12 protein-coding genes and 1 tRNA gene are annotated in these 11,752 nt (G+C 59.2%); 9 read left to right on the forward strand and 4 right to left on the reverse strand.

What is annotated here, in order from left to right:
- Positions 1-55: 55 nt before the first annotated feature.
- The 8 genes from FYJ43_RS03690 (at position 56) to pth (ending at position 6,522) form a co-directional block, all read left to right on the forward strand.
- A tRNA-Gln gene (locus FYJ43_RS03690) sits at positions 56-134 on the forward strand.
- Positions 135-222: 88 nt separating this feature from the next.
- On the forward strand, positions 223-1,521 hold the full coding sequence (glmU, locus tag FYJ43_RS03695; protein ID WP_326833285.1) for a bifunctional UDP-N-acetylglucosamine diphosphorylase/glucosamine-1-phosphate N-acetyltransferase GlmU: 1,299 nt from the start codon (positions 223-225) through the stop codon (positions 1,519-1,521).
- On the forward strand, positions 1,518-2,486 hold the full coding sequence (locus FYJ43_RS03700) for a ribose-phosphate diphosphokinase (protein WP_326833286.1): 969 nt from the start codon (positions 1,518-1,520) through the stop codon (positions 2,484-2,486). The genes glmU and FYJ43_RS03700 overlap by 4 nt, the downstream gene beginning before the upstream one ends.
- A 148-nt stretch (positions 2,487-2,634) precedes the next feature.
- Positions 2,635-3,912 (forward strand): hypothetical protein, encoded by a 1,278-nt coding sequence (locus FYJ43_RS03705; RefSeq protein ID WP_154561950.1) that lies wholly within the window; start codon positions 2,635-2,637, stop codon positions 3,910-3,912.
- A 31-nt stretch (positions 3,913-3,943) separates the two neighbouring features.
- Positions 3,944-4,513: a hypothetical protein gene (locus FYJ43_RS03710; protein ID WP_154561951.1), complete on the forward strand. Its 570-nt coding sequence runs from the start codon at positions 3,944-3,946 to the stop codon at positions 4,511-4,513.
- A 1-nt stretch (position 4,514) separates the two neighbouring features.
- Entirely contained in the window at positions 4,515-5,129 is a 615-nt protein-coding gene (locus FYJ43_RS03715; RefSeq protein ID WP_154562276.1) for a hypothetical protein, read from the forward strand.
- 179 nt (positions 5,130-5,308) lie between these two features.
- On the forward strand, positions 5,309-5,923 hold the full coding sequence (locus FYJ43_RS03720) for a 50S ribosomal protein L25/general stress protein Ctc (protein ID WP_154561953.1): 615 nt from the start codon (positions 5,309-5,311) through the stop codon (positions 5,921-5,923).
- The gene (gene pth / locus FYJ43_RS03725; protein WP_326833287.1) at positions 5,920-6,522 is read left to right on the forward strand and encodes an aminoacyl-tRNA hydrolase; all 603 of its coding nucleotides are present in this window, start codon (positions 5,920-5,922) and stop codon (positions 6,520-6,522) included. The genes FYJ43_RS03720 and pth overlap by 4 nt, the downstream gene beginning before the upstream one ends.
- On the opposite strand, the gene FYJ43_RS03730 is transcribed toward pth, so the two are convergent.
- The 4 genes from FYJ43_RS03730 to FYJ43_RS03745 form a co-directional block, all read right to left on the reverse strand.
- Positions 6,490-7,032 (reverse strand): NAD(P)-dependent oxidoreductase, encoded by a 543-nt coding sequence (locus FYJ43_RS03730; protein WP_154561955.1) that lies wholly within the window; start codon positions 7,030-7,032, stop codon positions 6,490-6,492. The genes pth and FYJ43_RS03730 overlap by 33 nt on opposite strands.
- A 199-nt stretch (positions 7,033-7,231) precedes the next feature.
- Positions 7,232-8,287, reverse strand: a complete 1,056-nt coding sequence (locus FYJ43_RS03735) for a zinc-dependent alcohol dehydrogenase family protein (protein WP_154561957.1) — start codon at positions 8,285-8,287, stop codon at positions 7,232-7,234.
- A 389-nt stretch (positions 8,288-8,676) separates the two neighbouring features.
- Positions 8,677-9,816 carry a PrsW family intramembrane metalloprotease gene (locus FYJ43_RS03740; protein ID WP_154562278.1) on the reverse strand — a complete coding sequence of 380 codons (1,140 nt, stop codon included), beginning with the start codon at positions 9,814-9,816 and terminating at the stop codon, positions 8,677-8,679.
- Between the two features lie 150 nt (positions 9,817-9,966).
- The gene (locus FYJ43_RS03745) at positions 9,967-10,650 is read right to left on the reverse strand and encodes a GntR family transcriptional regulator (protein WP_195839872.1); all 684 of its coding nucleotides are present in this window, start codon (positions 10,648-10,650) and stop codon (positions 9,967-9,969) included.
- Positions 10,651-10,789: 139 nt separating this feature from the next.
- Between FYJ43_RS03745 and FYJ43_RS03750 the strand changes: the two genes are divergently transcribed.
- Positions 10,790-11,752 carry an ROK family protein gene (locus FYJ43_RS03750; RefSeq protein WP_195839873.1) on the forward strand — a complete coding sequence of 321 codons (963 nt, stop codon included), beginning with the start codon at positions 10,790-10,792 and terminating at the stop codon, positions 11,750-11,752.

Genomic DNA, 11,752 nt, shown 5'->3' on the forward strand with positions numbered 1-11,752 from the left:
ATGGCCGAATTGCCGCTGATGCTCTATGGTAATGGGGACTCGGTTCGCCGAGCGTTCCCCGGTTGGTCTGTCGGCAGGGCCCGCCTGACTTTGAATCAGGACTAGCGACGCAGGTTCGACTCCTGCCCGGGGAGCCCGCTTAATCCGCTCGCGACGGTGCGGTCTCACCAAGTGGCGGCTAGAGTAAATCCTGCATGCCACATTCGAACCTGGGGGAGCACCGTGACGCCGAGCCCGTCTACTGACCGAGCCGAGATCGACGGAGTAGCCGCTGTCATCGTGTTGGCCGCTGGCGGTGGCACTCGCATGAAATCGACGAAGTCCAAGCTGCTGCACGAGGTTGCAGGTCGGCCAATGCTGTCGTGGGCAGTTGGGGCAGCTCGTGGACTCAACCCGAAGCATCTCGTCGTGGTTGTCGGGCATCGTCGCGATCAGGTCGAGGCTCATCTGGCTGAGGATGCCCCAGACGTCACGACGGCCGTCCAGGCGGAGCAAAAGGGGACCGGCCATGCCGTTGCATGTGGTCTCGAGGGGTTGGGTGAGCTTCAGGGCGAAGTCGTTGTCACCTATGGCGACGTTCCTATGCTCACTGGTGAGACCCTGCAACGAATGGTTGACGTTCACCGCGAACGCCGCAACCTCGTCACGGTTCTGACCGCCGAGGTCGACGATCCCACCGGGTATGGGCGCATCCTGCGCGACGGCGAGGACGTGGTCGGCATCGTCGAGCATAAAGACGCCGACGAGGTTCAGCGAACAATTCGCGAGATCAATTCCGGTATTTATGTTTTCGACGCCGAAGCCTTGCGCGCCGGCGTCGCACAGCTTTCTAACGACAACGCCCAGGGTGAGTATTACCTGACCGACGTCGTCACGATGGCTGCTGACGGCACTGTCGAGGTTCCTGGACGCGGTCGCGTCGGTGCATTCCGGATCGACGATGTGTGGCAGACCGAGGGGGTCAATGACCGGGTCCAGCTGGCTCGTATGAACGCTGAGGTCAATCGCCGCATCGTCACTGGATGGATGCGCGCCGGGGTTACCGTCCTCGATCCTTCGGCGACGTGGATTCAACCCGATGTTGACCTTGCTAATGACGTCACGTTGTATCCCGGGGTTTTCCTCAATGGGGCCACCACTATTGGTGCTGGGGCCACTGTCGGTCCGGACGTCACCGTGACAGACTCCGAAATTCGTTCGGGAGCTACCGTCACCCGCTCCGAGGTCACCCTTGCCGTCGTCGGTGAGGGTGTGCGGGTCGGTCCGTTCTCCAATATCCGTCCTGGTTCGGTCCTTGACCGCGACGTCAAAGTTGGAGCCTTCGTCGAAACTAAGAACACTCACGTCGGAACAGAAGCAGCCATACCCCACATGGCTTATGTTGGCGATTCCGAAGTGACCGCAGGATCCTCCATCGTTGCCGGATCCGTCCTTTCCCGGGAGTGCGCCGCTCCCGCCACCGACTCGGACGTCACGTCCGACAGCCAAGACGACATCCAGACCCCGGAGGCTGACCAGTGAGTGGAACCACCCGTCCGAACAACAAGCACCTCATGATCTGCTCAGGACGGGCTTATCCCGAACTTGCTGAGCAAATCGCTGCTGAACTTGGCGTTGATCTTGTCCCGTCGCGTCAGGTGACGTATGCGAACTCGGAGATTTACGTGCAGTTCCAGGAATCCGTGCGAGGCTGTGACGCTTTCGTCATCCAGTCCCACAGTGCGCCGGTGAACGAGGCCATGATGGAGCAGCTCATCATGATCGACGCTCTCAAGAGGGCTTCGGCCAAGCGCATTACGGTGGTTTCGCCGTTCTACCCCTACGCCCGGCAGGACAAGAAGCACCTGGGTCGCGAGCCCATTTCCGCCCGACTCATGGCTGATCTCTATCAGGCTGCCGGTGCCGATCGCATCATGTCAGTCGATCTGCACGCCGCCCAGATCCAGGGATTCTTTGATGGCCCGGTGGACCACCTGTGGGCGCTCCCGGTGCTCGCTGATTACGTCGCTTCCAAGTACGACAATTCCGACATGGTTGTGGTGTCTCCCGACGCCGGTCGGGTGCGTCTGGCTGACATGTGGACCGACAAGCTCGGCTGCCAGCTGGCCATTATCCATAAGCGTCGTGATCCGAATAAGGCCAATGAAACAACCACTCATGAGGTTGTCGGTGAGGTCGAGGGCAAGACATGCCTGTTGGTAGACGACATGGTTGACACTGCAGGCACGATGTGTCAGGCGGCTTTGGCCCTCAAGAAGCACGGTGCCAAGCGGGTCATCGCGGCTGCTACCCACCCGATTTTGTCTGATCCGGCTGCTGAGCGCATCAATAACTCTCCTATTGAGGAGCTGATCGTCACGAATACCCTTAAGATTCGCGACGACATCAACATTCCCGCCATGACGCTGTTGTCCATCGCTCCGCTTATCGCTAAGGCGATTCAGGAGGTCTTCGAGGACGGGTCGGTGACGAGTCTGTTCCGCTGAAAATTGCCTCTGACAAGGGACGCAATGTCGCGTCCCTTGAGGTTGGTCGAGGTGACCCTCCCGGTTGATACGGTTCATCCGTAAAGATCAGATCTTGGCCGGGAGCGTGCCGATGCTACGAGCCCGACCTGCCTCGATTGGAGGAAATATGTGGCCCATCAGGACGGTGAGGGCCTGTTGCGCGGGTGCGCTGGCGACAGTTGTCGCATTAGCAGCGTGTGCCACGAGCGGGGCTCACGCCGCAGGGGCCAGGGAAACGAGTAAGCCTCAAGCTTATCCAGTTCCTGGCCTCTTTCATCCGTGTAGCGGTTCCGTGATCCCTGACTGGCACTACGGCGAGACGAGCCGCCACTACCAGTCTGACGGGACCTTGCAGTTCACGAACCGAACCAATCAGGTTGTCAACTACAGCGCCAGCGTGAAGACGTCTACAAATCACAAGATCGATTCCAACTCGGCATCCAAGCTTCCTCCGAACTGGAACACCACCCTTAAGACGGAGTTGGGGATCGTCGCCTCTAACGGGTGGGAAGATAAGGAGACTTTCGGTCCCGTCAAACTTGGCCCTGGAGAGTCGTTCCGCGTTGAGTACGGTGTGACCGTCAAGAACTTTGTCGGCATGTTCCTGGGGTGCCGAGACGGATACCTTCAGCCGAGCGGGGGTGCGGGCGTCATCCAGGGCACCGCGCCAGCAGAGCGATACGCGTACGCGCTCGTCATCCACAAGGATGGCTCCATCTCAGATCGTGCCCTGTCTATCCCGTCGCGAGGCTCGGGCAAGACCAGTCGAGTCGTTGATGATCGAGATATTCGCATGGCCGGTCCGAACCTAGAGAAACTGGCTGACCCCAGCAAGGATGTTCCCGTCGAACCGACTAGCCCATTGTGGCGCGATCCATCCTGGCCCAAGCAGGGCGAGCGGTGCTCGGCGAGCGGTTGGTATCCGTTGGACATCTCCGGTATTGATCCTCTTGTCCGCCAGCCTGGGTACTCCCAGGATTTCCTCAACTGGTCGAAAGGCCAGTACCACTTCACTCCAGTTACTGACACTGTCGTAGGGGCGCAATACGCCGGATATGTGAACTGGAACCCCTCCTCGTATGGCCCACCACGTGGATGGTTGGAGTCCGTGGGGGCGATTTACCGCGCCTACCTGCCGGTCAAGACCGAGCTCAAAGGCGTCGATCTTGCTCCTGGCGAGAAGGTTCACGTCGAATATGGCACGTTGCTGCGTCGCGTGAACTACCACGAGGTCGCGTGTAAGAACGGCGTCGCCTCTATCATCTCCAACTACGGCTTGGCCTCTGCGCCTGCCGGATTCTGGGCTGAGGCCACCATCACCGGCACCGACGGAAGTAAACGCACCGTCGACGTCACCCCTGATGCGTGGAAGAACCTTCCCGTCCCCACTCAAACCACTCGCTGATCGTCATTTCTGCTTTTTGGAAGGAACAACAATGATTCGCTCAGTCGTTGCCACTCTCGCTACCGGGGCCATTGTCGCCGCTGGCGCTCAGATGCCTGCCCAGGCTCTGCCGGTGCAGCACCAGAATGCCGCCAATCCGACCACCATTGGTGCCGCGTGTTCCAATCCTGGTGACACTGGCCAGACCGTCCACGTGGTGCGCAGCTACTTCGATGGCTCCGCTGGAACGTGGACTATTTCTAACTACAACGACACCCCGCTTCCGGTGACGCGCTCCATCACGGAGACGAAGACGAAGAACTGGTCAATTTCTGCAGGTATCGACTTCCCGCTGCTCGATGTGATCCACATTTCCATTTCCAGCAGCTACAGCACGTCGTCTACCTATGAGGTGGGAGAGACTGTCGGTCCTTACGACATTGCCCCGGGCAAGACCGCTGTTCTGCAGGCCGGATGGATCGTTTCTGACTTCGAGGGGGAGCACACGGTCTGCGGCGCTGACAAGAAGTGGCAGGGCCGCGGGGACCATTTCACCGCCACCCTGCCGCGGGAGCATCACGTGAGGATCAGCACCCGCGACAATGAGCAGTACGACGTCTGAGATGCCAAGGAGGATCAGTGTGTTGCGGCGCGCAGTAATGGGCGGGGTGACCGCAGCTGTGGCGTTGACCACCGTGCTCTCGGCAGCTCCTGCTCATGCCGTCGATGAGTCATCGAGCACCGGCATCAATTTCGAGTTGCCACAGCGGTGGAATGACGACTACAAGCCCGGCACCCGTTGTACTCCGCAGGGGACGCGAGGCGTGTATGTCACGGCTTCTCGCCGGTGGTTTAAGCAGACTGACGGGGCCAGCGTCGAGAACAGCACCAATGCCACTGTGCCCGTGACTCATACCGTCACGGTCAAGCGCAGTGAGACGACGGAGGTCAAAGCCGAGATTAAGGCTGAGGGTACGTTGGCCACGTATCTTAATCAGTCCTATGGTTTCGACTACGTTGACGCCGTGTCGTGGGAGCTGTCACAAAAGGTAGGGCCTTACGACCTTGCTCCGCACACCCAGGGCCGTCTGGTCTGGGGATTCGTCATGCTAGATGTTGACGCTCAGAACGTTACGTGTGGGGCTGATCTCACCTGGCATGCTGTCGGGAAGCCATTCTCGGGGACTAACCCGGAGTCCCGGTACGCTGAATTGACATCCGAAGGCGCGATCGACTGATTAGCCTGAATATGTCTGGCGGGGGTCGCAACCTGGGTCGCTCAGGTTGTGACCCCCGCATTGTATGAAGTAGGCTTCGTTGAGCTTGGCGAGGGACCGTGAGGTCCGTAATCGACTGGCCGCCCATCCGGGTTTCCTCTCGTCGAGCCGTTCTACGTCAACGAGAAGGAGACGCCACTATGGCAGATATCATTCACCTCAAGGCAGAGCAGCGTACCGAGTTTGGTAAGGGTGCCGCGCGTCGTATCCGTCGTGAGGATAAGGTTCCTGCGGTGATGTACGGTCACGACCACGATCCGATTCACGTGACCCTTGAAGGCCACGCCACCTTGTTGGCTCTACGTACCGAGAACCCGCTGCTGTCGATCGAGGTCGAGGGTCAGGAGCCTGTGCTCGCTTTGCCGAAAGACATCCAGCGCGACGTTCTCAAGGGATTCGTCCGTCACGTCGACCTCCTGACTGTGCGCCGTGGTGAGAAGGTTGACGTTAACGTTGCTCTGCGGATCACCGGCGAGTCGGCCCCCGGCACCATCGCTATGACCGAGTTCAACGAGATTGAGGTTCAGGCCGATCTGCTCAATATCCCTGAGGTTATCGAGATTGACGTCACGGATCTCGAGGCTGGCTCCACCATCTACCTTGGTGACGTCAAGCTCCCCGAAGGCACCAGTCTGCTGGGCGATGCCGAGGCTGTTGCCGCCACTGTTGTATTCCCGGAGTCCGAGCCCGCCGATGAGGAGTCCGAGGGAGAGGGCGCTGAAGGCGAGTCTGAGGACAAGGTCGCAGACGAGTGAGCCCATCGTGGCTCGTCATCGGGCTCGGCAATCCGGGTCCACGATATGACGGCACCCGGCACAATGCCGGGGTAGACGTCGTAGCCGAGTTATGTCGTCGGGCCGGCGAAAAGCTCTCGCCGGCCCGCAGCCAGCGGGCAGAACTCGTTCGCACCCGTGTAGGTTCGGCGGGTTTAGGTATACCGGCTGCCGATGCCCAGATCGTCACCTTGATGCGCAGTCGTACCTACATGAATGAGTCGGGCATTGCCGTTCGCAAGGTCGCGGACTTTGCCGGAATCACCCCTGACCATCTCATTGTTGTCCACGACGAAATCGATCTTGACCCAGGTCAGTTGCGCCTCAAAAAGGGAGGCGGAGATAATGGCCATAATGGGCTGAAATCCATTCGAGCCCACTTACGCACTGGTGATTTTATTCGGGTGAGATTCGGCGTCGGGCGTCCCCCAGGCCACCAAGATCCGGCGGTCTGGGTGCTGGCCCGGGTGCCCGCCAGACAGCGCGCTGAAATGGCTGCTCAGGTGGCTGTGGCCGCTGACGCCGTCGAGTCGATCATTACCCAAGGGCTAGCTGCGGCCCAGAACCGTTTCAATTCTTGAGTGTTTCGTCTCGGCTGCCTGCAACAGACGTGCGATCGTCGAGCCAATTCTGCCGACACCGATGATGCCAACGGTCATCTCCGAGAGCTGTCGGCCATCGGATCCCTCTAATGAATAATCCTGTATCCCGCCACGGCCAAGGATGAGTTTCATACGCCTGATCGTCATGAGAAGCATCATGAGGGTGTACTCAGCGACGCTCTTCGGAGAGTAGAGGATGTGAGACACACGTATGCCAGCCGCATTCGCGGCGGCGATATCAATGTTGTCGTAACCGATGGATCGGGTGGACAGGAATTTCACGCCTCGTTCTGCTAGGGCTTCGGATAGCACATGATCGACGGGGTAAATGCCCAGCACAGAGACGGCATCGGCCCCGCGGCACTCGCCCAGGTTATCAAGCGTCAGTGATTCTTCGTGAAGACCGATGCTGACGGAAAGGTCTCGTTGGCAGGCCTCAAAATGTGTCACTTCATCGGATCGAACATCGAATGCTTCAATCCGGGTCATGGGGCTTTCCTTTCGTTGACACGGTGCCAAATGTAGCCAAGCCCAAAATCTAGGAAATGTGGTCGTGCGTCGCGATATTTCAGGTTTGGGTGATATGACACATTAGACGTGCAACAGCCATATGCCGTCCCATTCCACGTTGTGAACCGACACAAACGCGGTTGGGTGCTCAGCGTGCACCCAACCGCGAAGGTTTGGCTCAGTGTGTGAAGTCGGTGATGACGGTTGTCCCCACCGTGTTGTAGGTGGACATGGCGGTGAGAGCGTCGTTCACCTCACTCAGTGCGATGGTTTTGGTGACGAGCTGGCCTGGTTTCATCTTGCCGGCAGCAACCTGATTGAGTAGGTAACGGAATTCGACGGCGGGCATTCCGAAGGATCCCCGGAAATCAATCTCCTTGGCGATGAGGTCGTTGATCGTCAACGCGACGTCACCATCTGGTCCCTCTGGGGTCATGCCGATCTGAATATGGGTTCCGCGCGAGCGCAATGAGCTGACCGCGTTGTGCAGGGTTTCAGAGATGCCCAGAGCGTCGACGCTCTTGTCCGCGCCTCCGTCGGTCAGCTCACGAACTGCCTCCACCGGGTCTGCTTCGCGCGAATTGATGGTCGCGACGGCCCCGACCTTGCGTGCTAACTCAAGCTTGTCATCGGCGATGTCGACGGCGATGACGTTCGCCCCTGCACTGGTAGCTACTAGGGTGGCCGACAATCCCACGCCGCCTGCGCCATAGACGACTAGCCAGTCACCGGGGTGGATCTGCCCCACCTCGACGACGCCGTGGTAGGCGGTCATGAGGCGGCAGCCCATACCCGCAGCATCGGTGAAATCGATGGCGTCGGGAAGCTTGACCAGGTTGGCATCGGCGTCGGGGACGGCGACATATTGTGCGAATCCGCCGTCATAGCTGAAACCGGGCATGGACACGGCAGGGCAGACGTTTGAATGACCGCTCCGGCAGTATTCGCAGTGACCGCAACCCAGTGTGAAGGGGACAATCACTCGGTCTCCGACGCGGTATCGGCTCACGTTGCTGCCGATGTCACTGACCAGCCCGACGAATTCGTGTCCGAAGATGTGAGGCAACGAGCCGCCGGTAAATCCCGGCCACTCGCCCTGCCAGCCGTGCCAGTCGCTTCGACAAACGCCGCAGGCTTTTACCTCGACGATCACGCCGTCTGAATCATGAGTTGGCTCAGGAATATCCCTGATGGCCAGTGGTTCGTGGTACTGCTCAACTAGTGCTGCCTTCATTGCTAGTGCCGCTTTCTGTTGATCCCGTTATGGCCTATGTCACAAATCAGTGCGACGTAGACATGGCGATACACCCGGGCTGTCCGGCGCCCTGCCGGTTCTGCTCTGAGTGAATCTTCCTTATGAGAATAAAGCGGTGGGGGTTCGTTTCTACTAGGCGAGGTCGCTTTATTTATGTGAATTATTACGCATATCTACGGCGACTTTTTGTGCGGCAGGGCGGCTGCATGAGTGTCATATTCCCGGCGCCGAGTGGATGCTGTGCAAGATTGTGCATAGAAGCCTGTCAAAGTATTTATTTTCGAAAAACGGAATTGCGGTGCTTACAAGGGCTATCGCTGTCAGGATCGCCGCGGTTCACGACTGCTGCGGCTCACGATCGTCGAGGCTTACCATGCCGTCGGTGGTTGCATCGGCGGGAGTGGCGGCATCAGCGGTCGTTGTCCCAGCTTGTCGGGTCGTGATCGCAGCCATTCGGACAGTTGGTCGCGACGTTTGACGAGCTCGGGACCGCCTTCTCCGGCGGCAATACGGTGTTGTGCCAGCGCAGCCTCGGTTACAGCAGTAATCGTGCGTTTCTGATTCCGTTTTGCGGCACGGCCATACTTACCGGACTCAGCGAGGGCGGCGCGCCGCTTACGCGGATCCGCAATCATGTCAGCCTCAATCGGAGTCACTAAGCCAGCTTCTACCATGAGGGGTAGCTGGGATCGCACCGCTTCATATTCGTTGCGTCGATTACGAGTCGTCATGGTGATGGTTCCGATGAACACCGGTACGAAGAGCACAATGTAAACCAGGATCATCGCAGTTAACTGGCCGGCGTCGTCAAGGCCGAGGCTGTCCGCCAACAATGTGGGGCCGCCATTCCACAGACCATGAAGCAGGCAGGCGACGATGTAGCCAGCAGCGGCTTTCCAGAGTCCACCCTTAGTGCGCCATGCCCAGATACCGACTGCGGTTGCCGTGGTGTAAAGCGGATGTCCGAATACCCCAAAACCGGTGCGCACTATCACCATGGCGACAAAATCGCCGGTACTTGATGACAAAGCGAAATAGCCAAGATTCTCGACGAACGCGAAGCCCAATGCACAGATTCCGGCGTAATAGATGTGATCGGTTAGCGAGGTGAGCTCACGTTTGCGGATTCCCGTGGCAACGATCACGAAAACAGAGGCTTTGGCGAATTCCTCGACGATTGGCGCGACGATGGCCGTGGTGGCGAACTCACTGGCGGGGATAGCCATTTCGACGAGGAACGAGAAGATGACGGCGGCCGATCCTCCCCATATCAGCGCCATGACGGTGAGACGGATAGGTTCGGGCTCCCATCTGTCGAGCCAGCGGTAGCACAGTAGGCACACGATAAGGGCAGCGGTCGATGGGATCGCACCGGCAATGAAGGTTGCCGGTGAACCTGCGCCGATGAGGGCGACAATAAAAAGGATCGTAACCACTCCCAATACGGTGATGACGATGGGCACGGCTCCGCCGCGTCGAACCGGCTTGGAAGTGAGTGGTTGCTGCATAGGCCGGGTGCTCACCTCTATATGCTATGGGCTCCAGAGTCGCGGGAAGCAATTCGATGGTGGTACCACGTACGCTGTGCCGCAGCGGCCTGGGCGCGACTGGTCAGGCGCTAGGTGGTTCTGGTACGGCTGCTGGCGGGCTCAGGGGCGTCAGATTTTGACCTCGTACATGTCAGCTCTAAACAGTGACACAGTGCGTTCAAGACTGGCGGATGTTTGTTCCGTCGATGTGACGATTGTCTGGAGGCAAGGGATTTCGGAGGGCATCTCCAGAAGGTCTGCCTCTTGCGGTGAGGGCATGCGGCTTGAGACGACGATACCCGTGCGCTGGACCTCCAGACCATATGCCCGTTCGAGCAGTTCGTAAAGGGATCCTGTGAGGTCGTGGCCGAGTATTCCTGGGACTAGGGGTTCGTTGAGAACAGCTGTTTCGAGTCCGATGGGAACTCCGTCGCTCAGGCGTACCCGACGGATCTCGATGACGAACCCGCTATCAAGGGAAAAGAAGGACCTCTCCTGCTGGTTTGCGGGATGGCGCATCGTCGCGCTGACGAGCCGGCTGCCGGGTTCCCCGCCAGAGGCTCGGATGGCTTCACTGAATGATCGTGAGGAACTCACGAGCTTGGTCACTCGGGGTTGTGACACGAAGGTGCCATTTCCGGGAATTCCGTGTATCCGGCCTTCTGAAGTGAGCAGTTGCAGGGCTCGGCGAACAGTCATGGGAGACACATCGAACTCGTGTGCAAGCGTCTTTTCCGTCGGTAGCTTGCCTCCCGCCGGGACTGTCTCGATCAGTTCCAGGAGCTTATCCCTGACCTGTTCGTACTTGTACATGGAGCCCAGCATCGCACAGCAGAACACTCCGACCTATAACCCTATGGCAAAGACTAAAACCATAGGGTTATAGTGGAATCACGCACTGCTGCACAAGGGCAGCGAGATGACGTCTCGAAGAGGAGAAGGACTTGTGAACATGCCTGAGGGACAGGGGCAACCACACAAGGTCGTCGCCGTCGATCTCGGCGGCACCAAGATCAGAGCAGCCTGCGTATCGATCACCGGTCAACAAGCGACGGTTGACGATGTGGTCTCAGAACCGACGCCGACGTCCGGGACGGCAGACGACGTCCTGAGAGCCTGCACTCATGCAGTCGGTCAGGTACTGGAACGTCATTCGCAGGTGGTGGCCGTCGGTATGGCGGCTGGTGGTGTCATTGACACCACCGGGCGAAAGGTGACACACGCGACCACGACCATCAAGGGTTGGGCCGGAGCTGAGATAGGGCTGTGGTTCGACAATGCTTTCGGTCTTCCCTTCGCCGTGCTCAATGATGCTCATGCTCACGGGCTGGGGGAGGCGCTATTCGGATCGGGGCGTGGTCACCACTCGATGCTGATGGTTGCCGTGGGTACGGGCATTGGTGGTGCGGTGATCCTTGACGGCGTCCCATTGGAGGGCGTGCGGGGCGCGGCGGGCCATGTCGGTCATGTGTCGGTGGCCGAGGCTGATGACATCGAATGCACCTGCGGACGTGTGGGGCACTTGGAGGGCTTGGCGTCGGGTCCGGGGATCCTCCGGCTGGCAAAGCGGCTCGGAGTCGGGTCCGAAAGTTGTGTTGACGGCCCCACTTTGGCGGCGGCAGCGGCGCGAGGGGATCACGGTGCTGAAGAGGCTTACCGGCTGGCGGGATTTGCGACGGGACGGGTTATCGGCGGATTGCTCAATACCTTGGATGTCGACGTTGTCAGCCTTGCCGGTGGAGTGGTTGACGCGTCTGCGCTATGGATGGACGCCGTCCGGTCGGGGATCATGCACGACGCGATGGATGTCGTCGCCTCGACGCCCGTTGTCGCTGCCGTACGCGGCTCCCATGCCGCCCTTCTCGGGGCCGCCGCCTACGCGCTGAAAAGTGGTCGCAATAATTCTTCGAATTAA

Source organism: Cutibacterium porci (assembly GCF_009696315.1).
Classification (GTDB): domain Bacteria; phylum Actinomycetota; class Actinomycetes; order Propionibacteriales; family Propionibacteriaceae; genus Cutibacterium; species Cutibacterium porci.